We start from the raw sequence: 20,657 nt of genomic DNA, 5'->3' as shown, positions 1-20,657 counted from the left end.
TCGTAAACAATCAATCCCCGTCGGACGTCAAGAGGCAGGCCTTGGCCGCTGTCCCGCTCAGTCCGCGGCGCTTACGCGCTTTCCCGCGAAGCTCGGGCAACGGATGCCTTCGCCGGCGAAAATCGGCGCGTAGCAGGCATTGTCCGACACGCACAGGGCCGGGCGGCGATCGCCTTCCCGCCAGCGCCCGATCAGGCCGGGTTCGCAGACAAGGGGGCGGCTTAGGGCGACATAGTCGGCCACGCCCGTGCGCACGAGCGCCTCGGCCACGCCGTGGGAGCGGATGCCGCCGACCAGCGCCAGCGGGATGCGCAGCCGCTCCTTGAAGCGCACGGCCGCCGCCCGGTAGTAGGCCTCCTGGTCCGGGCCCTTGATCCTGCCCTTGCGCGCGGGCATGAACGCCGGTCCGGCCTGCTTGCAGCCGCCCGAGAGCTCCAGCGCGTCCACACCGGCCGCCTCCAGCATCCCGGCCACGGCCAGGGATTCGTCCACGGTCAGGCCGCCCGGCACGAAATCCTCGCTGTTGCACTTGACCAGCAGCGGAAAGTCCGGTCCCACGACGGCGCGCACCGCGTCCACGACTTCGAGGAGCATGCGCGCCCGGTTTTCGAGTGCGCCGCCGTAGGCGTCGTCGCGGCTGTTCCAGGCCGACGAGAGGAACTGGTGCAACAGGTAGCCGTGGGCAGCATGGACCTGCACGGCGTCGAACCCGGCGGTCTTGGCCCGGGCGGCCGCCCTGGCGAAAGCCGCGACCAGGGCGGCGATGCCGGCGACGTCCAGGGCCTCGCCCCCGGGCTGGTCCGGATCGGGGCTCGGCCCAACGGGCGGCAGGCCGGAATGCGCCGTATCGGCGATCTCGCCCGCATGGGCCAGTTGCAAAGCGATGCGCCCCCCTGCGGCATGCACGGCCCCGGTCAGGGCGGCAAGGCCCGGGACGCGGGCGTCGTCCTGCACGCCGAGCTGCCTGTGGCCGCCCCGCCCCTCCGGGCTGACAAAGGCGTTGCCCGTGATGACAAGCCCCACTCCCCCCCGGGCCAGAGCGACCAGCTTCGCGATGTACGCCGGGGTCACGCCGCCGTCGTCGGCGGCGAGCCCTTCCCAGGTGGCGGAACGGATGGTGCGGTTTTGCAGCGACATGGTCTTGAGGGCGGTTTCCTCGAAAAGCGTATTCATGGCTGCCTCCTTTGCCGGCCGCGCGGCGGCAGGCAGGATGGTTGTCCTGGTTTGTTTCGAAACGATACGTTTCGTATATAATCAAGACAAAACCGGAGTCAAGGAGAAAAGGCAAAAACCATTCTCCTGCGATTACGGGAGAACATACCTCAAGGGAGCGAGGAGGCGGGGGATGGCGGGATTATTTCGGGGCGAGGCTGGTGAAGACGAGGGCGGCGATGCCGCGCACGAAGGCATCGTCCAGGGGCTGGTGGCGCAGCAGCATGCGGTGGAAGATCGGGGCGTAGAGGGCGTCCACGGCAAGCTCCAGGTCGGCGTCGGCACGGATCTCCCCGGATGCGATGCCGCGTCGCAGCGCCTCCTTGGCCGCGTCGCGGCGGGGAAACATGTATCCGTCGAGAAAGGCGGCGCGAATCTCGGGGTCGGCCTGACCCAGGGCGATCATTTCGCACACGATCTTGCCGATCGTCCCCCGGTAGGCTGCGGCCAGGCGCAGCATCTGCGCGGTGATGTCGGCCACGGCGGAAACGGTGTGGGGAAAGGCGATCTTCGGGGACACGACGGCCAGGAAGGCCTCCATGGCGACCGCGCCCTTGCCCGGCCACCAACGGTAGAGCGTGGCCTTGCCCACGCCGGCCCGCGCGGCGATACCCTCCATGGTCAGCCTGGAAAAGCCCGCTTCTTCGAGCAGGCCGTAGGCGGCCTCCAGCACGGCGCTGCGCGCGGCGTCGCTTCGCGGCCGTCCCGGCAGGCGTTTGGCGCCTGCCGTGCCCTTTGGCTGTTCCCCGCGCATCCTAGAAGCCCTTGTCCAGCGCGCCGGCGATGGCCCCGGGCGCGCCGCCTGCGGTGCGGGGCATGAGCCGCCCGAGCAGGGGCACGCGCCGCGCGGCTTCGCGGAAGGCCGTGGAGCGGCGCAGGTTGACCACGAGGAGCGTGGCGATCATGACCGGAAAAGGCGCGATCTGGAACAACGCGCCCGAAAGCCCGGGCAGCGCGTCCTGGAGCGCGATGCCGGCCACCTGGATGGCTGCGAAAAAAAGCGCGCCGAGCGCCACGCGCACGGGTTTCCAGCCGCCGAAGATGACGATGGCCAGCGCAATCCAGCCCGCGCCCTCGCAGCCCTGCGGATGTCCCCAGCCGGGCTTGACGGAGAGGGAGTAGAGCCCTCCGGCGCAGCCGGCGAGCGCCCCGCCGGCCAGGCAGCACAACAGCTGCACCTTGCGCACGGCCACGCCCCGGCTGGCCGCGGCCTTGGGTGATTCGCCCACGGCGCGAAGCGTGAGGCCCGCCCGCGTGCGCGCGAGAAACCACCACACGCCCCCCAGGCCCGCGAGGCTTAGCAGCACCACCGGACTCTGGCCGAACAGCGCCTTGCCGAAAAGCGGGAGGTCGGAGAGCACCGGCACGGCGAGGCTGCCGAGGTCCGGCCCGGGTTGGCGGGACACGCCGTGGCCCAGGAAGTAGGCGAGTTCGCGGCAAAAAAGCGTCAGCACGAACCCAACGGCCAGCTCCGACGCGCCGAGAAAGAGGCCGAACACGGCCAGGACCAGCGCGATGCACGCGCCGGCCGCGGCCCCGGCGGCCAGTCCCAGCCAGGGATCGCCGCTGCCCCGGGCCACGGCGAACGCGGCCATGGCCGCAAAAAGCACGGTGCCGTCCAGGGACAGGTTGATCATGCCGCCCCGCTCGGACACGGTCTCGCCGAGCGCGGCCAGAATGAGCGGCGCGGCGGCGAAAAAGACGGCCGCGACCAGGGCGCCGGCGTACTCGAGGCTCACCGTTCCCTCCCGGGCGACGCCGGACGCAGGCGTCTGGCCGCGAAAAGCGTGAGCACGAACACGCCCTGGATCACGCCGGCCAGGGACGAATCCAGGGAAAGCGACAGCGGCAGCTGCACCGAGCCGACCGTGAGCACCGCGAAGAAAAGGCATGCGGCCGGCAGGGCCCACAAGCTCCCCGAGGCCAGCAGCACGGCCAGGATGGCGGTGTAGCCGTAGTTGCCGGAAATCGACGGGATGAGCCGGTGGTAGAGGCCGGCGACGAGAATGCCGCCGGCAAGGCCGGCCAGCGCGCCGCAGATGGCCATGGCCGCCAGGATGCGCATTTTCGGCCGCAGGCCCAGGCGTGTGGCGGCCAGGGCGTTCTGGCGCACGGCGGCGAGGGTCAGGCCGAAAAAGGTGCGGGTGAGCAGCCAGGCCACGGCGGCGAAGGCGACGACGGCGAGGATCGGTCCGACAAGGCTCATGGGCCGCCCGCCCAGGGCCGGCAGCCACAGCGCGGCGTCCAGCGGCTCGGTGCCGCTCATGGAGGCCATGCCCGGCCGTTTCCAGGGGCCGAGAATGAGCCACAGCGATATGCCCATGGCCACGAAATTGAGCCCCAGGCCGGAAAATATCTCGTGCACGCGGCCATGAGTGCGCAGCACGCCGGCCAAAAGCGACCAGAGCATGCCGCCAAGGGCCGCCGCGCCGAGCCCGAGCGCCATGTCCAGGCCCTGCGGCAGCCCGCCTGCCGGATCGGCGGCACGCAGCACGCCCTGGGCGAAGATCGCGCCCAGGGTGATCTGGCCCTCGACGCCGATGTTCCAGAGGTTGGCGGCGAAGGTGACGCAAAGGGCCGCGCCGCACAATAAAAGCGGCGTAAAGGCGGCGAGCGTGCGCAGGATCGCCGCTTCGGATCCGAGGCCCCCCTGCGCCATGACGGCGAGGGTGGCGAAAGGCGGCGCGCCGGTTGCGACCACGATGGCGAGCGTCACGCCGAGCGCCGCGGCCAGGGCATAGGCGGCGCGCAGCAGCACGGTCGCGCGGCCGCTCACGAGACGCTCCCGGCGGCCGTGGCGCGGCCGGTCATGAGGTCGCCGACACGGCCCGGATCGAGGCTTGCCGCGGGAAGGTCGGCGGTCATGTCGCGGTTGTAGAAAACGAGCACCCGGCCGGCATGGGCGAGCAGTTCGTCGAGATCCTCGGAGAAAAAGAGCACGGCCGCGCCGGCGGCGGCGCGTTCGCGGAAATGGTCCCAGATCTGGGCGATGGAAGCGGCGTCGAGGCCCCGTGTGGGGTTGTCGGCGAGCAGGAGCCTGGTGTCGTCGGGAATAAGCGACAGGAGCAGACGCTGCTGGTTGCCGCCGGAGAGCGCGTCGGCGCGGGCGTGCGGCGTATCGGTCAGGCGGAACTTGCCCACGCAGCGTTCGGCGAAAATGGTCTTGGCCTTGCGCCGCCTGTCCGGGAAGGCCAGGCGCACGTGGTCGAGAAGCGAGAGCCCCGGGAAAAGCCCCTCCTCCATGCGCGCCGCGGGCAGGTAGTGGATGCCGGCGGCCAGGAAGTCCGTGGCCGGCCGGCCGGCCAGGGCGCGGCCGCCCACGTCGAGGTTCCCGGCGACGCTCGGCGCGATGCCGGCCAGTCCCCGCAGCAAGGCTTCCTGGCCGCCGCCGGAAATGCCGGCCAGCCCCACGATTTCGCCCGGCCAGATTTCCAGGCAGACGTCGTCGAGCACGGCCTTGTCGTCGGCGATGACCAGATGGGCGGCGCGCAGCACCGGGACGTCGCCAGCCCCGGGCGCGGCCTTTGGCGGCGGCGGGGGCGCGGCCTCGGCAACGGCCGCGACCTCGGCCCCGAACATGGCCGTGAGGATGGCCTGGCCGTCGAGCGGCGCGGCGAAGCTGCCGGCGAGGCGGCCGTGGCGCAGGATGGTCACGGCGTCGCACAGCTCCCGGGCCTCGGCCAGCTTGTGCGTGACCAGGGCCACGAGCCGGTCGCCGCCCGAGACGAAGGCGCGCAGCACGGCGAAAAGCGTCTCGCGCTGGGCCGGGGAGATGCCGGAAGTGGGCTCGTCGAGGATGAGCAGGCGCACGTCGCGGTCGAAAAGCCGCGCCAGTTCCAGGTGCTGCCGCTCGGCCACGGTGAGGTCGGAGACGGGGATGTCCGGGCGCAGGCAAAAGCCCATGCGCGCGCACACCGCATCCAGGCGCTTGCGGGCGGCGGCGCGGGGAAGCACGGGCCCGCCGCCCAGGGCGAAGTTCTCCCAGACCTTTAGCGGCGGGAAATCCAGGGGGTCCTGGGGCAGCATGCCGATGCCGCAGTGCGCGGCCATGTCCGGGGTCAGCCGCCTGTGGGCGACGCCGTCCACGACGATTTCGCCCGCCTCCGGGGCCAGCTGGCCGCACAGCACCTTCATGAGGGTGGACTTGCCGGCCCCGTTCTCGCCCAATAGCCCGTGGATGCGCCCGGCCTCGAGGGTCACGCTGACGTCGTCGTTTGCGACAAGCCGCCCGAAGCGCTTGACGATATGGTTAAGGACGACGTCCATGCCGGGCACTCTCCGCCGCGCCCTACTTGGAGGCGCTGGCCCCCTCCATGCCGTGGAGCAGCTGCGGGCAGAACCACAGTTCCTTGTCCGTGGCCGTGCGGCCGGCGGGAACGAATACCGTGCCGTCCTGGTAGGCGAGCGGTCCGGCGAAGAGGTTGACCTTGCCCGAGCCGAGGTCGGCCGTGAACTGGTCCAGGGCCTTTTTGTTCTCGGGGGAAAGCCCCTGGCCGGGCAGGAAGCCCACCGGGCTCTTGTCCGGGTCGTTTAGGGCGGCGAAATCCGGGGCGAGCCAGACGAAATCAGGCTTCCAGGTGCCGTCGGCGACGTCCTTGACGATGGGCAAAAGCGCCGGGCCCCAGTTGAAATAGGGCACGCCGAGGCAGGCCTCGGGAGCACTGGCGCAGGCGTCCTTGTAGTCGTAGGGCAAGGCGTGGACGTCGGCCCCGGCCTTGCGGCGGGCGGCGGCCACGGTCAGTGCCTCGGGGGTGTCGATGCCGGAGATGACCACGTCGTAGCCCTGGTCGAAAAACGACCCGGCGACCTGGTTGGGGTCGGAGGTCACACCCGGGATGTTGAACCAGAAGCCGATCCAGGTGACCTTGAACGAGAGGTCCCCGGCCTTTTGGCCACGCACCTTCTCCCAGGCGTAGCGCGCGCCGAGATAGGCGGCGTCGGCCAGGCGGCGGGTCTCGTCGTTAATGAGCGGCCCGAGGAAGGCGATCTTGCCGGTCTTGGTGGTCATGGCCGCGGAAAAACCGGCCATCATCTTGGCGTATTCCATCTTGGAGAAGAGGTTGCCCATGTTCTTCGGAGCCTTGCCCGTGAGCACGTCGTCGCCGGAAATCTGGATGAAGGTCAGGTCGGGATGCTGTTCGGCGGCCTCGCGGATGCCGTCCTTCATGTCGTCGGAGCCGGCGAAGATGAGCGTCGCGCCCTTGGCCGCCAGATCGTCCACCACCTGCGGCACGGTGACGCCCGGGCGGTCGGCGGGATTGAGCTTGTCGAGATAGAGCATCTTCGCGCCGGGGAGGTGCGCCTCGACGTACTTGCCGCCCTCGTACTGGGCCTGGCTGTAGCCTTTGTCGTTGTAGGGGCCGACGAGCAGCATGCCGAAGGTCAGCGGCTTTTCGGCGGCCGGGGCGGGGACGACCAGGGCCAGGCAAAAGGCCAGGGCCGCCAGGGAGGAAAGGATGCGGCGCATGGGGCACTCCTTTTGGCAGTTGATGGGGCGTGGCGAATGTAAATGAAGCCGGTGCGATGCGCCAGGGGCAAGGCCCGGATTCATGACCTTCCCGGCAGCGCGCCGTCGCGCAGGAAATCCTCGACCAGGGCGAGCACGGCCTCGTTGCCGCAGAAACTGCCGCCGGCGATGCGACGGCGCATGGCGTCGAGGCTCTTTTCGAAATCCGGCAGCAACTCCGGCGTCAGGCGCTCCATGGACGCGGACCGGCCGTAGCCCAGGCGCTCCAGGTAGAGGGCGTTCAACTGCTGCTCGAACGCCCCGGGCACGGGGAACGACAGCACGGGCTTGCCGTAGTAAAGCGCCTCGCTCATGAGATTGTGGCTGCCGCCGCAGATGACGTAGGCGCACGACGCCAGATCGTCAAGAAACCCCTCCTCGGAGTAGTCCCGGAAGGTCAGGTTCCCGTCCACCTTGTCCATGCGGTAGCCGTAGACGCGAAATTCCCGGTCGATGGCGCGCAGGTAGGGCGCGAAGGCGTCGCAGATGCCACAGCTCTGGTAGACGAGGATGTGGCCGCCCCGGGTGGGCGTTTTCGCGCGCACGCTCTGGCGCAGGATGGCCGGGGCGATGCGGGCGCGCGCGCCGGGTTTGGGCGGCGGCTGGAAAAAGGAAATGGCCAGGTAGTCCGTGGCCGCGGAAAAAAGGAAGCGGATGGAGGCGCGGATGCCCCAGTAGTCCGGCCACAGGCGCGGCGGGATGTCGTGGTCGCAGCAGGAGACGACGTGCTGGTGGTCGATGGACAGGCAGGGGATGCCGGCGCGCCGGGCGGCGATGGGCACGAAATATTCGTAGTCGGAGATGGCGCGGTCGGGCCTGAATTCCGCGATCATGCCCGCCAGGCGCGCCAGTTCGCCCGGGCGTTTGGCCAGGGTGCGCGCCGCGAGCTTCAGTGTTGCCGGCATGTCCAGGCGCTGGTTCCTGTAGCGCGTGCCGGGGTTTTCGAACCGCTCCACCGGGAATTCGCGACCGACCAGCTGCAGGCCCTCTTCGCTGGAGACGAACAGGAACTCGTGCCCGAGCGCCTTGAGGTGCCGGGCCAGGATGAGCGCGCGGATGGCATGCCCGTGCTGGGTGCCGTGCACGCCGTAGAGGATGCGGGCCATGGTCGCCTCCCGGGATGACTGCGCGCCCCGTACCGGGCGCAGCCGCCGGCGTCAAGTCGGAGGCCGGACGCGCGGCGGGGGGGCGCGGATGCGCCGGAGGCTAGAAGAGCCAGATGTGGTCGAGCTCCGCCCCGCTTCTGCCCTCGGTGCGGCGCTCGCGCAGGACCGTGGCCGGCCGGCCGGCCACAACCATGTTGTCCGGCACGTCGTGGGTGACCAGCGCCCCGGCGGCGACGATGGCCTGTGCGCCCACGGTCACGCCCGGCAACAGCACAGCCCCGGAATAGACCTTGGCATAGTCGCCGACGACGACCGGGGCGTACGTGCGCTCGATGTGGGACGCCTCGCCGTGGTTGTGGGTGAAAACGCGCACGTCCTCGGCGATGGCCACGCCGTCGCCAAGCGTCACGCCGCCCTTGGTGTCGAGAAAGACGTTGCGGTTGACGAACACCCCCGCGCCCACGCGCAGAAGCGGCCCGAAATTGAAGCGCAGGTTCTCCTCGGCGGTGAACGCGCTGCCGCACGCGCCGAAAAGCCGCTTGGCGATGAGCCGGCGAAACGGAATGGCGAAGGGCACGATCAGGCAGATCGGCAGCTTGTCGAAGGCGTCCCAGAGAAAATGCAGATGGCGCTGCGCCGGTGTCAGCGGGCAGTCCTCGGCCCGGGGCAGGGTCTCGGCGTAGAGGTGCATGTGGCAAAGCGCTTCCAGGGACAGGCGCGGCGCGGACAAATCGGCCATGACGTCCTGGAGCACCTCGGAGTCCCCGATGGCGTCCAGGCGTTCCTCGATGCGTGACAGCAGGGCTTTGTAACACGCGGTCATAGGGTGTCTCCCGGTCGTTCGGCCAGGGGATGGCGAGGCGCGGCGCGCGGCCGAGCGCGCGCCGCGCCGGACAGACGTCTTGCGAGTCCTTCCCTACCGCAATCCCTCGCGCAGCGCCACCACGCCGAAGCCCGCGGCCTTGAGCATCCTGCCGGCAAGGGGGCTGACCTCGCCCGAGACCACGAGCTTTTTGCTCTTGACCTTGAGCGCGGCGGCGGAGGCCCCCACGGTCCTGGCGATGCCGGCCATGGTCGGCGTCCAGGCCAGGTAGTCCAGGGGATAGCCGACGAGCAGTCCGTTATCGGCGGTCACGGCGGCGATGTATTTGTCGGCGCGCACGAAGCGGGCCACCTTGTCGGTGGTGGCGTTCAAGTTGGCGTAAAGCTCCGCCTGCCGGGTGCGGAACCAGGCCATGTCGTCGCTGTCGGCCAGGATGGCCTGGTGGATGAAAACCGTGCGGTCCGCGACCTTGGTCATGCGGTCGAGGGCAAGAACCAGCCGCGTCTGCTCGATGGGCGTGTAGTGGGTGTTTTCCACGAGCAGATCGGCCATGTCGGCGGTTGCGCCCATGGCCTTGAGGCGCTCGCGGTTGGCGGTGAAGAGGTCCTCGGGGGGAATGGAGACGTCCACTGCGCTGGCCGGCGCGCCGGTCTGGGAAAAGGCGACCAGGGCCGCGCCGCCGGGAATGGCGGCCGTGGCCGTAAATGAACCGAAAAAGCCCGCCCCGGCCAGGCGCTTGAGGCTTTGCTGGAGCACGGGGTTGCGCGAATAGGGGTCCACGCCGTAGGCCTTGGCGTATTGCCGCATGGCCTTGTTGTAGCCGAGCAGTTCGCCCACCGTGCCCTTGTCGTCGCTCGGGCGCTGCTCCTTGGAGGACGCCTGGGCGCGGCTGAAGCTCTTGCCCACGCTGGAGAGGGTTTCGCCGGGCTTGGTCAGCAGGTTGAACACGCCCTTGACGGCGTTGACCCCGGACTGGCCGATGGATTTGCCGATTTCCGCGCCCTTGTTCACGTCGTCCATGGCAGCGGCGGCCTGCAATTCCTTGATGCGGGTATAAAGCAGCGACGTGGACTCCACGTGCAGGTCGCCCTTGGGCGTGTGGATGACGTAGAGGTTCATGTAGCCGTCGTTTGCCACCTTGTCGTCCACGGCATAGTTGGATCCGGAGAGGATTTTTTCCGGCAGGATGGCCTTGGCGGAAAAGACCGGCGGCGTTTCCGTCTCTTCCGGATTGGCTTTCGCGGCCCGGGCGGCGGCCCCGGACGGCAGCAGGAAGACGCAGGCAAGAAAAAGGGACAGGAAAAGGCGTATGGTCATGGCATGCTCCAAGCAAGTGATGTGAACGACATGGCGACTGCCGTGCTTACGCGTCCGGGCGAAATTTGTCATGGCCGACTTTACACGCCGGGCTGCTTGGTTTAGAGGGCCGCCAAATCGCGGGAGGCATGCGATGAATATCGTCAAGGACCCTCAGGAATTGCGCGAGCGCTGCCGCGACTGGCAGCGCCGGGGCGTCGTGACCGGGCTTGTGCCGACCATGGGCTATCTGCACGCCGGGCACGCGAGCCTGCTTCGCATCGCCCGGGAGCGCGCCGCGCGCGTGGTGGCGAGCGTGTTCGTCAATCCGACCCAGTTCGGGCCGGGCGAAGACCTGGACGCCTATCCGCGCGACCTGGACCATGACGCGGCCCTGGCGCGCGAGGCCGGCGTGGACGTGCTTTTCACCCCCTCCGCCGAAGCCATGTACGCGCCCGGGGCCGCCACGTGGGTGGAGGTGCCGGAACTTTCCAAAATGCTCTGCGGCGCGACCCGGCCCATCCATTTCCGGGGCGTGTGCACCGTGGTGTCCAAGCTCTTTCTGCTCGTCCAGCCGCGCCTCGCCGTTTTCGGGGAAAAGGACTGGCAGCAACTGGCGATCCTGCGCCGCATGACGGCCGACCTGGGCTTTCCCGTGGAAATCGTGGGCGCGCCCATCGTGCGCGAGGCCGACGGGCTGGCGCTGTCCTCGCGCAACGTCTACCTGACGCCCGAGGAACGTGCCGCCGCGCCGCACATTCACAGAGGACTGGAGCTCGCCGCGTCGCGCGTCGCGGCCGGCGAACGCGACGCGGGGCGCATCCTTGCGGCGACGGCGGCCTATTTTGCGGAGAAGATGCCGTCCGCGACCCCGGAATACCTTGCCTGCGTGCATCCCGAGCGGCTTTTTGCCCTGGACGTGATCGACGGCCCGGCGCTTTTCGCCACAGCGGTGAAATTTTCCCGGGCGCGGCTGATCGACAACCGCCTGGCCGGCGTCACCGCAACGCCAAGCTGACGCCGCGGTATTGCAACTTGCTTTTTGACGATACGCCGGGTATCGGACTAAATTTCGAATCAGTGAACGTCGTTTTCCTATAAGACATGTCATGTCCGCTCTGAACGGACCGCTGACACACGGAGGATATCGTATATGATCAATGCCAAGGGCCGGTACCTTTTCAGTTCCGAGTCCGTGACCGAGGGGCACCCGGACAAGGTCGCCGATCAGATTTCCGACGGCATCCTGGACGCCATCCTGACCCAGGACCCCGACGCCCACGTGGCCTGCGAAACCCTGGTCACCACCGGCCTGGCTTTCATCGCCGGCGAGATCACCACCAAGGCCTATGCCGATTTTCCGTCCATCGTGCGCGAGACGGTCAAGGAGATCGGGTACAACAGCTCAACCATGGGCTTTGACTGGGAAACCTGCGCCGTCATCTCCTCCGTGGACAAGCAGTCCGTGGACATCGCCCAGGGCGTCACCCGCGAGAAGCCCGAGGAACAGGGCGCGGGCGACCAGGGCATGATGTTCGGCTTCGCCTGCGACGAGACCGAAACCCTCATGCCCGCGCCCATCTACTGGGCGCACAAGCTGTCGCGCCGGCTGTCCTACGTGCGCAAGAACAAGATTCTCGACTTCCTGCGCCCTGACGGCAAGACGCAGGTGGCCGTGGAGTACGTGGACGGCAAGCCCGTGCGCATCGACAATGTGGTCGTGGCCTGCCAGCACGACGAGAACATCTCCTATTCCGACCTCGTGGACGCGGTGCGCCAGGAAGTCATCTTCCACACCCTGCCCGAGTCCCTGGTGGACAAGAACACCAAGGTCTACATCAACACCACCGGCCGGTTCGTCATCGGCGGCCCCATGGGCGACTGCGGCCTGACCGGGCGCAAGATCATCCAGGACACCTACGGCGGCATGGGCAACCATGGCGGCGGCGCGTTCTCGGGCAAGGACCCCTCCAAGGTGGACCGCTCGGGCGCGTACATGGCCCGGTACGTGGCGAAGAACCTCGTCGCCAGCGGCGCGGCCAGCCGTTGCGAAGTCCAGATCGCCTACTGCATCGGCGTGGCCGAGCCACTGTCCGTGCTGGTCACCTCCATGGGCTCGAGCGACATCCCCGACGAGACGCTGACCAAGGCCGTGCGCGAGGTCTTCGACCTGCGCCCCTACTTCATCTCCAAGCGCCTGGACCTGCGCCGCCCCATCTACAAGCCGACCTCGTGCTACGGCCATTTCGGCCGGGAGCGTCCCGAGTTCACCTGGGAACGCACCGACGCGGCCGCCGACATCAAGACGGCGCTCAAGCTGTAGCCAGCCAGCCGCCAGGGCGGCCTCCGTCCGAACCGGGCCGGAGGCCGCCTGCGGCAAAGCGCCCCCCCATGCTGCGCCGCCTGTCCGAATCCATCGACCGTTTCGTCTCCGCGCAGGAGGCGGCGAGCCGGCGCAATTTCGTGGCCGTGTGCCGGCGCTGGTCCGAAATCGTGGGGCCGGAGACGGCCGAGCTCGTGCGTCCGCTGGGGCATCGCCGCCGCGACCTGCTGCTCGGGGCGGACGATCCGGTGGTCATGCAGGAGATGCATTTCGCCGCGCCGGAAATTTTATCGCTGGTCAATGCCGCCTTGGGGCACGAAGCCTTTGACAGAGTGCGGTTCGACTTGCTAGGAAACCAAGTTTCCTTGGATGCGCTACGGGCCGTGCCCCCCCGTTTTGCCGTACCGCCGGAGCGAAAGCCGGAGCAGTTGGGCGGTTTGCTGGGGGCGCTTGATCCGGCGACGCCTGTCGGGCGTTGTTATGCGAAGTATGTCGCGTATTTCGAGGCCGGGCCGCAGCCGTCCGGCCGGGACCGCCGGATGGCCGCAGGCAAGCGGACGCGGCGGCCGAAGACGGCGTGAAGAGATATTTTTCGTGGAGGCGAACATGAGCGAAGGTATGCAGCTTGATCTGAAGAAGCCGCTGGACAAGATGACAGCCAAGGAGCTTCGTGATCTGGTGCTCAAGCAGATTCCGCAGATCACGGGCGCATCGGGCCTGGGCAAGGAAGAACTGCTTGTGCAGATCAAGGGAGTGCTTGGCATCGGCGGCGAGGAAGGGCCTGCGGTTTCCCCGTACAAAACGAAGATCCTGTCGATGAAGGGCAAGATGCGTGAACTGCGCGTCAAGCGCACGGCGGTTGCAGGCGACGGCGGGCGCAAGCAGAAAGAGATCCTGCGTCGGCAGATCAACAAGCTGAAGAAGCGGACGCGCCGTCTGGCCAAGGCGTCCTGATTTTTCGGGCCGCCAAGAAAGTTCTTGACGGCCCGCCCCCGACTGCGTAAAGCAATGGGCTCTTGAGCCTGCTGGGGGATCGTCTAGCGGCAGGACTATGGACTCTGACTCCATCAACCTAGGTTCGAATCCTAGTCCCCCAGCCAAGATACATACTGCGTCCCCATCGTCTAGCCTGGTCCAGGACATCGGCCTTTCACGCCGGTAACAGGGGTTCAAATCCCCTTGGGGACGCCAAGAAATTCAGCGGGTTACCTGTCCAGGGTAACCCGCTTTTTCGTTGGTCCACACGAAGTCCACATTTACGACTTCAATAGTCTGGTATTTCCTCTCACTCTTGGGAAGCTTTCTGGATGCTGACGACTTTATTGGGACCGCGCTGTCCCATTACAGCTTCCATAGCTTCCTGGGTCTGCTTGAGACCAAGGGTCTGGAGGTAGCGGGTCGTGGTCTGGGGACTTTTATGACGAAGGACAGCTTGGGCCACCGCCACGGGCTGCCCCTCACGGTAAAGGAGACTCGCCGTGAGGTGACGGATCGCGTGAAACCCGAACTCTTTGACCCCTGCTTTCTTGCACAGTCGCTCCATGAAGTGCTGCCGGTTTGTGAACGGCTGCCCCAGGTATTCCTTGCAGAAGGCATGCTCCTCCACATTGACGAACACGTACTCGGAGACAATGGGGCGGTGCTCCCACCACGCCATGAGGACCTTCTTGAGCCGTTGCACCATGGGGACCGGGTCAGGCTCCAGATCACCTCCTGCGCGTTTTCTCGTCCAAAGGGTGACGGTATTCCCTGCGAAATCGATATCCGCCCACTTGAGTCGGAAAACTTCTCCACGCCGTGCAGCGAGGAAAAGGAATACCAGCAGCATAACCCGGTCTTGTCCTGAAGCGACCTCGTAGACCTTCCAAAAGTCTTCCTCGGGTGGGACATACCGGGGCTGTCGCGTCTCCGGGAACCGGTCGATGACCTGAAATGGACACTGGCGGTCAGGAAAGTTCGCCAGATACCTCTTGCCCCAATTCCAGGCGGTGACGAGGACCTTTCGCTCTTTGTTCGCCGCGTACCCCGAACGCTTCCTATACTGCTCTGTAAGGAACTTTAGTCCTTCGGGGACGGTGATGTCCTCAAGGAACGTGGACTTGCCAAATCGGCTGACAAAGCGCTTCAAGACCCCATGCTTCTCAGCGTAGGTTTTTTTGGACTGTCGTTCCTTGACGAAGTCGAGGTAGGAGTTTGCCAGGTCAATCACCGTCGGCGGCGAGTCCGTGTCGATCGGGGTCGGTTTCTTCAGCTTGCGCCGTTGTCTTTCCTCCCATTTTTCCGCAGATCGTCTGCTCTTCTCGGTCCCGTCGGGAAAGAGTTTTTCCTTCCGTTTTCCGTTGACGGTGACGACCGCTCGCCACCGAGGCGGACTGAATTTCGTAATCAGTGCTGGCATGGATTGCCTCCCGAACTTTGTTTTCAAAGAACCTGAGTTTCCCAGGGACCACCTCAACACCACCCCACCGGTCGCGGTACTTCCGTACCGTGTTCGTGCATACGCCAAGCATTTTAGCGAGTTGCTGTGGTGTCATGGTCCGCCCCAGCTCTTCTTCCAGCGCCATAAGCGTTTCCAGCGGCATCTACTCCTCCTTAACCCATCGAAAATATTTGTTTTTAAACAGACAAGCCGCGTGACTCTGTGCCAGTGGATTTTTTATGGAGTTGCACTGCAACAAGGCAGTATATCACTGTATAAAATCCGTGCAAGATAAAATATAAATTTTATATGATCCGATAATTCATCTTTAATCTACTCAAACCAAATAGTTTTGATGGGCCTCGCTATGAGGCCCATCTTGTTTATATTGTGTGGTGAAGAATCTCAGTGACGCACTCATCTGTCAGGCCCAGATAACATCGAGTGATACTGGGCGAGCTATGATTGAGTCTTCGGCTCAGGACCTCCCAACTGGTTCCGTACTTGGTCCGTTGGAACCAGCAGAAGGTTTTACGAAGCGAATGGGCACCCAGATTCTGCTTCAATCCGATCATGGCTCCCCATTCCTTCACGAGCCGGGTGACTCGGAAAGTCGTCAGGGGGTAGTTCGACCCTTTGCGGCTACGGAACAGAAAATGGGTTTCGTCGGGTTTCACCTCCGCGTAGTATTCGTCGAAGGCTTTCTTGATTTCCTTATTGACCACGAAGACATTGGTCTTCCCCGTCTTGCGTTCCTTGACGGTGATGCTGTCGCCCAGCTTTGCATAAAGCAGATGCTTCACACGAAGCTCAGTGAGGATCGTTTGAACTCTTAATCCTGAATTAATTCCGAGGATAAATAGCAATCTGTCTCTTGGTTTGTCGCGAAGCAACTTCTTTATCGCCTTGACTTGCTGTTCCTCTCGAATTGGTTCGACTCGCATGGTCCCTCCTTGAATGTCCGTTTTCAGTTCCAGGATGGTAGAATCATCCTTTTGAAATGGCACGACGGGGGATGCCCAAGGGGCAATCCCATATAAATAGTCAAAATACTTCGACGTTTTCAGGGGATGGGCTCGAATGTCCGTTTCTATGATAAAACGGACATTGGCACCCTATGATTTAATATCTCTTTCAAGACAGAGAAAAATGCTGAAGGAGAGCAGCGAAATTGCCGTTATTTCTAAGCGTTCAAAAGAAGAAGGCACCACATAAGAGTGCCTTCCCCGTGAAAAGTACTGCTACAGTGATTTTCGTATTACGACGATAATAGCTGCTTTTAGTACCTCCCTGAATATATCTGACTGCATAGCGCCAACGACAAGCCCTAATGGGCCAGATAGTGCTAGTAGCATCAGGCAACCTCCTGGTTAAAGGTGTATTCATTGACTATTAATATCTGTATGTAGAGGATTATATCCTCGTCGTTTTGCAGGGCATTGGCCTGATGTGACTGTCGCAATGCGTGTCAACGTAGTGCAGAGGCTGACAATCCGTCGCAGAGGTGTTAGGGAATGAGGAAGAAGGGGCTGCGAGTGGACGGCAGTGCCGTTAATGAAATCCAAAAACCAGACGTTGTCTTGTTATGGAAAGTAAAACATGGAAATTGCATTGGGAATACGTAGATGAAATCCGTCAATGACAAACAAGATGTCGGAAATATATTTCAAAATCGTACTAAGTTTAAGGAGTATTATAATTATTTATGTAATTTTTCAAAAAACTCAGAATTTGACTCCATCGAGTATTTAAAGACTAAAGACGCGTCAAAGCTCTCCTACCTCCAACAGCATCTTGACTTCGACTATTTTGATATATCAATTGCTCTATCAATAGATTTTGTGAAAATTTTTTATCCGGTAAAATGTTTCAGCAGATCAACTGCAAAAGAAATTATTAAGAACCACTGTACGAATGTTCATTATGTCAAAGATTCAAAGTCGATTTCTTGTGGATTCGTTGATGTCAAAGGGGTTAAATATAAAGTTGTTTTTACTTTTGTTTCGTTTCAGGGCTTCTACAAGGGGCTGTCCATTCGACTGATCCACCCTTCTCCAGATTTAATTGAATACATTGAGAAAGTATTTGGATTGGTCTATGTGATTACATCTGTAGAGTACTCGATGGACCTTCGAAGCAATGACAATGAAAGGCTTTTAAGTATCATTGCCTGTACCATGGTCCAGAAGTATTCCAGGAAGTCGTTGGCGAAAGTATACAACACTACTTATTATTGCAGTAACCCAAGAACAGCCGCAACACTTGGGTCGTATGTGTACCATAAAACTGTTGACACCGATGACTTTGTTAGAATCGAGTGCCGTTATAAAAATCCATTCTTTAAGAAGAATAAAATAACGAAGATGAAAGATGCGTGTTCTGTTAGCCCCCAGGTAATAATTCAAAGTATTGACTTTAAGTTGTTCAATCTACGTCGATTCCTTAAAAAATTTCTCCGTATGATGTCCGTTACAGATGGTGACGACACTTCAAAAGCGCGAACATTTGAGGAATACTTCTTTGAAAATTTTAACGAACGGCAAGGTGGTGGCATCCTTTCTGTGGCAAAGATGCTCCAACAGATGCTGAAAAATTGTCATACCTATTTCGATACGTATCCATTTAAGGATTATTTGGAAAAGCTGATGGTTGGTAAATCTTTTATGTAGCGTGTTTTTTTTGTTATCTTTGTGTCTCTGTTCTATTTGTTCAATTGCGAGCATGTGTTGACGTGGATTGTCCATCGATATTGGATCACGATTTTAAAGATAATATTTTGATAAAGAAAATTGAGAACAGGCTTATGGTGTATTGATGTCGTGCAAGACAAGATGAAAGAGCTTGATAGCTATTGCTTTGATAACGGCAAAGTAGCTTGTCTCGTTTGGTGAATTTTCTCTGAGAGTTGAGGGGATATTTTCATATCCCAAAAAATGAAAAAATGCCGAAGGACACCTATGCCCTGCGAATGGTCACACCCACCATTGTAGGCAGGTGTGACCGATTCCAGTTATAGCCCCTCCGAGCTTTCCGGTTCAGGTGCCGCAGTGGGTACCGCATCAATGATCCTGAGGAGAACGATCTTTTCGTTATCGATCTCGATTTCGAATTGGTCATTGGGCTCGTAGGTCGATCCGGGGAAGTCCAGCATGTTCCTGGTAAGGCGGACTTCGCCCTTAAAATTGACCATGGGCCTTTTCAAATTTCGGACGTACAGGCCCGGCACCTCGTAGACCTTGCGGTCACGGGTGATGAGCTTCAAGACGTGCTGCCTGAGACTCTGCTTGCTGACCACGCCAAGGGCCTGCTGAATTTCGTCAGCGGTTTTCCCGGCATTGATCATGTCCCTGAGGACCTTCTCATCAAACTTCGATTCGAAGTGCTTCCGCTTGGAACCATCCTTGGGAGTATCGGCAGTTTTCTTGGACATAGAGATAACCTCCTGTGTTTAAGAGGTAATATCTCTATCACTGGTCCCAAAAAATCGGGATGTCAGGTAGTGACGGGACCGTTTGCGCAGGATGCTGCGCATTTGGTTGGCATTGAACATAAAAAAAGGACCGGCTCGACACCGGTCCCTTGGCATTGAAATCTGACCATTTTACTCGAACGTGATCCCCCTCAGTCGGTTGTCTTCGTTGATCCGCTCCTCCAACTCCATGAAGTAAAGGGCATTCACCAGACTCAGCGACATTGATTGGGTCTGTGCAGCGATGAGGTCATCCTGGACAAGGCCAAGCTTGGACTTAATGTGAGCCAGAAATGCATCCATGTACTTGTAGTCCTTGTAGTAGACAGCATTCCCAAGGTTGCTGAATTTTTCCTTATTGGGGAAGTAGATCAAGTTTTCCTTGTTCAGGAATTTTACTTCGGGGTTATAGTACAGGGCGCGCCCCCTGCTCGCGTAATCATTCCACGTCACAGAGTCGCACGAGTAGGCAGGAACGTGGCTGACGAGGCTGGGGGTCGACATACCGAAGAGATGGACCTTGATCCTTTCCCTGTAGAGCTTGTCTACCGCCTCGAAGAGGACGCTGAGATTGGTCCGATCATCCCCCCGGCACTGACCAATGGCAACGAGCGAATATTTGGGCTTCTCGTTAATGAAGAAGTCGATCTCATGGTTGTGCAGATTATGGATGACCGGCACCGCCCTGACACCGGCAGCTTCAAGGTCGAGCAACCGCTGGAAGTTATGGTCGAATCCATCGGGAGTGAAGTCATCGTCGAAGCTGAACAGGAAGTCGTAATCGTTTTGGGTCAGCTTCGTGTAGTCCCTGTACTGCATGAAGAGCTTGTCACATTCAAGAACGTGAGCCTCATAGCCAAGCTTTTTATTGTTCAGACTGAATGCACCGCAGTCCAGGATCAACCCGTTGATCATGTTTCTGTAGGTCTTTGTGTAGTCCTTGGGGGAATTGAGCCCATAGAAGGTGATAAGCACGTTGGGCTTCAACGCAGGGTTGATTTCGTGCAGCCGCTTGAGCACGGGGATGCTCAGAGAGGAAAGAAATATCTTCATTATGGTTTGTCCTTGTGGTGGCCCCTCCAGGTGATCCCAGAGGGGCCTTGGTGGTCATTCAGGTTAAGCAGCCTCGACCTGCGCGTCCTGGGGAAGTTCCAGCAACTGCTCGATGTAGACCTTGAGCTGGACCAACGCGTCCCGGTCGAACTTGCCATCGAGCTTGACAGTGTTAGAGGCAACGGGCTTCAGCGACTTGCAAAGGGTGCTCACCATCCGGTCGATATTCGGTCCCGTCAGAGAATCGTCGGGGCTGGTATCGGTGGAAGCCTTCTGGGTATCACCGGACGCCCCCGTTTCGGATGAAGGAGTGTCAGTCCCCGCGATGAAGTTCTTGCGGTTCAACTCCTTGGTGATGATCTGGGTGAGGAGCTTGATCGCCTCTTCCTTGCCCAGCTTCTTCAGGTGTTTGCGCTCTTCACTCGTCAGCGGGTCCTGCACACGAAGGAAGTTGATCATCACATCCAAAGGGAAGTCGACCCCGATACGGTTCAGCTTGCTCACCTCGATGACGGCATCAACATAGTTCTTGCGTTCGTCGTGGCTGGTGCCCATCTCAAGATTGAACGACTTCATATAGTTGCTGAAGGGGTCGCTGCCCAGCGCAGTCTTATCCGTTTCGCTCTTCGGGGAGTAGATGGCGCCGAACTCAGCCAGGCGTTCGACCCCGTACTCAAAGTGGTTTTCCACTCCGGGAACAGCTGCCAGGCTCATATACTTCTCCCGGGTACGCTTTTTGAGGTTGGGGAGCTTGGCGGTGATCCACTTGATCCAGTCGCGGCTGTTCTGCATGCTGCGGATGGACTGGAGTTTGAGGAGGCGCTTGCCCTGCATGAACGCGAAGTAGGCATTGACCGCGTTGGTTTTTGACATGACAAGGTTGAACACACCCTGGCACTCGTTGAAGTCCTTCAAGATCTCCTCGGTGTCCTCCAACTTCCCGATCTGCTTCGAGAACTTTTTGCTGATGTCCGCAAGCGACACGTTCTTGTTGGCAGCGTCTTCAAGAGTGCCGATCCCGCCCGCTCCGCCGGTGGCGCCGTAAAGTCCAGCGTAAGCAACATGCTTGGCAAAATCCTCAACGCTTTCATTCATGTCCATGATGGAGTTGATGGCTTTGCCGACATCACCACCAAGTCCAGAAGCACCGGTACTGCCAATGAAACCGGTGCCGCCAGTGCCGCCAGTGCCACCGGTGAAACCGGCACCTCCGGTACCGCCAGTGCCTTTGGTGGGATCGACATCGTTGCTGGGGTCACGGTGTTGCGAGTTGTCGACATTCGGCGAACCAACGATCTTTTTCATGGCCTCGTTCATGGTAGCCTCCAAGAAGCACCCCGAGTTGGGGGCTGGTGGAACTTTGAAGTGCGGTCTCTGTAACCGCCCTCCATCGCGCCGTTCATGTTGGCTACGGTCTAATCAAGGCACGCGGGACGATGTGGACAAGAGG

20 protein-coding genes and 2 tRNA genes are annotated in these 20,657 nt (G+C 61.6%); 7 read left to right on the top strand and 15 right to left on the bottom strand.

Annotated features, from left to right (window positions below; all coding sequences use genetic code 11):
- Positions 1-57 precede the first annotated feature (57 nt).
- The 9 genes from Q368_RS0102810 to Q368_RS0102770 form a co-directional block, all read right to left on the bottom strand.
- Positions 58-1,173 (bottom strand): NADH:flavin oxidoreductase, encoded by a 1,116-nt coding sequence (locus Q368_RS0102810; protein ID WP_043784737.1) that lies wholly within the window; start codon positions 1,171-1,173, stop codon positions 58-60.
- Positions 1,174-1,354: 181 nt separating this feature from the next.
- A complete protein-coding gene (locus tag Q368_RS0102805) occupies positions 1,355-1,966 on the bottom strand; it encodes a TetR/AcrR family transcriptional regulator (protein WP_052359986.1) in 612 nt (203 codons plus the stop codon).
- Position 1,967: 1 nt separating this feature from the next.
- On the bottom strand, positions 1,968-2,951 hold the full coding sequence (locus tag Q368_RS0102800; protein ID WP_029457208.1) for an ABC transporter permease: 984 nt from the start codon (positions 2,949-2,951) through the stop codon (positions 1,968-1,970).
- The gene (locus Q368_RS0102795) at positions 2,948-3,988 is read right to left on the bottom strand and encodes an ABC transporter permease (protein WP_029457207.1); all 1,041 of its coding nucleotides are present in this window, start codon (positions 3,986-3,988) and stop codon (positions 2,948-2,950) included. The genes Q368_RS0102800 and Q368_RS0102795 overlap by 4 nt, the downstream gene beginning before the upstream one ends.
- On the bottom strand, positions 3,985-5,478 hold the full coding sequence (locus Q368_RS0102790; protein WP_029457206.1) for an ABC transporter ATP-binding protein: 1,494 nt from the start codon (positions 5,476-5,478) through the stop codon (positions 3,985-3,987). Before Q368_RS0102790 ends, Q368_RS0102795 begins: the two co-directional genes overlap by 4 nt.
- A 22-nt stretch (positions 5,479-5,500) precedes the next feature.
- Positions 5,501-6,679 carry a BMP family lipoprotein gene (locus tag Q368_RS0102785; RefSeq protein ID WP_029457205.1) on the bottom strand — a complete coding sequence of 393 codons (1,179 nt, stop codon included), beginning with the start codon at positions 6,677-6,679 and terminating at the stop codon, positions 5,501-5,503.
- Between the two features lie 80 nt (positions 6,680-6,759).
- Positions 6,760-7,824 (bottom strand): glycosyltransferase family protein, encoded by a 1,065-nt coding sequence (locus tag Q368_RS0102780; protein ID WP_029457204.1) that lies wholly within the window; start codon positions 7,822-7,824, stop codon positions 6,760-6,762.
- 100 nt (positions 7,825-7,924) lie between these two features.
- A complete protein-coding gene (locus Q368_RS0102775) occupies positions 7,925-8,647 on the bottom strand; it encodes an acyltransferase (RefSeq protein WP_029457203.1) in 723 nt (240 codons plus the stop codon).
- Between the two features lie 93 nt (positions 8,648-8,740).
- Entirely contained in the window at positions 8,741-9,964 is a 1,224-nt protein-coding gene (locus tag Q368_RS0102770) for a hypothetical protein (protein WP_029457202.1), read from the bottom strand.
- A 133-nt stretch (positions 9,965-10,097) separates the two neighbouring features.
- On the opposite strand from Q368_RS0102770, the gene panC reads away from it, so the two are divergent.
- From panC to Q368_RS0102740, 6 genes are all read left to right on the top strand, one after another.
- Positions 10,098-10,961: a pantoate--beta-alanine ligase gene (gene panC, locus Q368_RS0102765; RefSeq protein ID WP_029457201.1), complete on the top strand. Its 864-nt coding sequence runs from the start codon at positions 10,098-10,100 to the stop codon at positions 10,959-10,961.
- A gap of 135 nt (positions 10,962-11,096) precedes the next feature.
- On the top strand, positions 11,097-12,266 hold the full coding sequence (gene metK / locus Q368_RS0102760; protein WP_029457200.1) for a methionine adenosyltransferase: 1,170 nt from the start codon (positions 11,097-11,099) through the stop codon (positions 12,264-12,266).
- Positions 12,267-12,334: 68 nt separating this feature from the next.
- Positions 12,335-12,847, top strand: a complete 513-nt coding sequence (locus tag Q368_RS0102755; RefSeq protein ID WP_029457199.1) for a DciA family protein — start codon at positions 12,335-12,337, stop codon at positions 12,845-12,847.
- Positions 12,848-12,872: 25 nt separating this feature from the next.
- Positions 12,873-13,220: a hypothetical protein gene (locus Q368_RS0102750; protein ID WP_029457198.1), complete on the top strand. Its 348-nt coding sequence runs from the start codon at positions 12,873-12,875 to the stop codon at positions 13,218-13,220.
- A gap of 72 nt (positions 13,221-13,292) precedes the next feature.
- A tRNA-Gln gene (locus Q368_RS0102745) sits at positions 13,293-13,366 on the top strand.
- A gap of 13 nt (positions 13,367-13,379) precedes the next feature.
- A tRNA-Glu gene (locus Q368_RS0102740) sits at positions 13,380-13,457 on the top strand.
- A 94-nt stretch (positions 13,458-13,551) separates the two neighbouring features.
- Here Q368_RS0102740 and Q368_RS0102735 read toward each other — a convergent pair.
- From Q368_RS0102735 to Q368_RS0102730, 3 genes are all read right to left on the bottom strand, one after another.
- On the bottom strand, positions 13,552-14,475 hold the full coding sequence (locus Q368_RS0102735) for a tyrosine-type recombinase/integrase (protein WP_245611264.1): 924 nt from the start codon (positions 14,473-14,475) through the stop codon (positions 13,552-13,554).
- Complete coding sequence (locus tag Q368_RS26900; protein ID WP_245611263.1) at positions 14,468-14,848, bottom strand: helix-turn-helix domain-containing protein; 381 nt, start codon at positions 14,846-14,848, stop codon at positions 14,468-14,470. Before Q368_RS26900 ends, Q368_RS0102735 begins: the two co-directional genes overlap by 8 nt.
- A gap of 220 nt (positions 14,849-15,068) precedes the next feature.
- Positions 15,069-15,629 carry a tyrosine-type recombinase/integrase gene (locus Q368_RS0102730; RefSeq protein ID WP_029457196.1) on the bottom strand — a complete coding sequence of 187 codons (561 nt, stop codon included), beginning with the start codon at positions 15,627-15,629 and terminating at the stop codon, positions 15,069-15,071.
- 681 nt (positions 15,630-16,310) lie between these two features.
- Here Q368_RS0102730 and Q368_RS25505 point away from each other — a divergent pair.
- Positions 16,311-17,354, top strand: coding sequence for a hypothetical protein (locus tag Q368_RS25505; RefSeq protein ID WP_156955626.1), 1,044 nt, complete (start codon positions 16,311-16,313; stop codon positions 17,352-17,354).
- Positions 17,355-17,695: 341 nt separating this feature from the next.
- On the opposite strand, the gene Q368_RS0102725 is transcribed toward Q368_RS25505, so the two are convergent.
- The 3 genes from Q368_RS0102725 to Q368_RS0102715 form a co-directional block, all read right to left on the bottom strand.
- Positions 17,696-18,115 carry a hypothetical protein gene (locus Q368_RS0102725; protein WP_052359985.1) on the bottom strand — a complete coding sequence of 140 codons (420 nt, stop codon included), beginning with the start codon at positions 18,113-18,115 and terminating at the stop codon, positions 17,696-17,698.
- Positions 18,116-18,286: 171 nt separating this feature from the next.
- Positions 18,287-19,207: a hypothetical protein gene (locus tag Q368_RS0102720; protein WP_029457194.1), complete on the bottom strand. Its 921-nt coding sequence runs from the start codon at positions 19,205-19,207 to the stop codon at positions 18,287-18,289.
- A 63-nt stretch (positions 19,208-19,270) separates the two neighbouring features.
- Positions 19,271-20,524: a hypothetical protein gene (locus Q368_RS0102715; protein ID WP_029457193.1), complete on the bottom strand. Its 1,254-nt coding sequence runs from the start codon at positions 20,522-20,524 to the stop codon at positions 19,271-19,273.
- Between the last annotated feature and the right edge of the window lie 133 nt (positions 20,525-20,657).

It is taken from the genome of Solidesulfovibrio alcoholivorans DSM 5433 (assembly GCF_000702665.1).
GTDB classification, from domain to species: Bacteria; Desulfobacterota; Desulfovibrionia; order Desulfovibrionales; family Desulfovibrionaceae; genus Solidesulfovibrio; species Solidesulfovibrio alcoholivorans.
The sequence above is the reverse complement of the archived record's forward strand: the minus strand, read 5'-3'. Positions and strand labels throughout refer to the sequence as shown.

Coding starts and splice junctions, on each gene's coding strand:
- Q368_RS0102810 (WP_043784737.1), bottom strand. CDS start 1,173: ATGAATACGCTTTTCGAGGAAACCGCCCTCAAGACCATGTCGCTGCAA.
- Q368_RS0102805 (WP_052359986.1), bottom strand. CDS start 1,966: ATGCGCGGGGAACAGCCAAAGGGCACGGCAGGCGCCAAACGCCTGCCG.
- Q368_RS0102790 (WP_029457206.1), bottom strand. CDS start 5,478: ATGGACGTCGTCCTTAACCATATCGTCAAGCGCTTCGGGCGGCTTGTC.
- Q368_RS0102785 (WP_029457205.1), bottom strand. CDS start 6,679: ATGCGCCGCATCCTTTCCTCCCTGGCGGCCCTGGCCTTTTGCCTGGCC.
- Q368_RS0102780 (WP_029457204.1), bottom strand. CDS start 7,824: ATGGCCCGCATCCTCTACGGCGTGCACGGCACCCAGCACGGGCATGCC.
- Q368_RS0102775 (WP_029457203.1), bottom strand. CDS start 8,647: ATGACCGCGTGTTACAAAGCCCTGCTGTCACGCATCGAGGAACGCCTG.
- Q368_RS0102770 (WP_029457202.1), bottom strand. CDS start 9,964: ATGACCATACGCCTTTTCCTGTCCCTTTTTCTTGCCTGCGTCTTCCTG.
- panC (WP_029457201.1), top strand. CDS start 10,098: ATGAATATCGTCAAGGACCCTCAGGAATTGCGCGAGCGCTGCCGCGAC.
- metK (WP_029457200.1), top strand. CDS start 11,097: ATGATCAATGCCAAGGGCCGGTACCTTTTCAGTTCCGAGTCCGTGACC.
- Q368_RS0102755 (WP_029457199.1), top strand. CDS start 12,335: ATGCTGCGCCGCCTGTCCGAATCCATCGACCGTTTCGTCTCCGCGCAG.
- Q368_RS0102750 (WP_029457198.1), top strand. CDS start 12,873: ATGAGCGAAGGTATGCAGCTTGATCTGAAGAAGCCGCTGGACAAGATG.
- Q368_RS26900 (WP_245611263.1), bottom strand. CDS start 14,848: ATGCCGCTGGAAACGCTTATGGCGCTGGAAGAAGAGCTGGGGCGGACC.
- Q368_RS0102730 (WP_029457196.1), bottom strand. CDS start 15,629: ATGCGAGTCGAACCAATTCGAGAGGAACAGCAAGTCAAGGCGATAAAG.
- Q368_RS25505 (WP_156955626.1), top strand. CDS start 16,311: ATGAAATCCGTCAATGACAAACAAGATGTCGGAAATATATTTCAAAAT.
- Q368_RS0102725 (WP_052359985.1), bottom strand. CDS start 18,115: ATGTCCAAGAAAACTGCCGATACTCCCAAGGATGGTTCCAAGCGGAAG.
- Q368_RS0102720 (WP_029457194.1), bottom strand. CDS start 19,207: ATGAAGATATTTCTTTCCTCTCTGAGCATCCCCGTGCTCAAGCGGCTG.
- Q368_RS0102715 (WP_029457193.1), bottom strand. CDS start 20,524: ATGAACGAGGCCATGAAAAAGATCGTTGGTTCGCCGAATGTCGACAAC.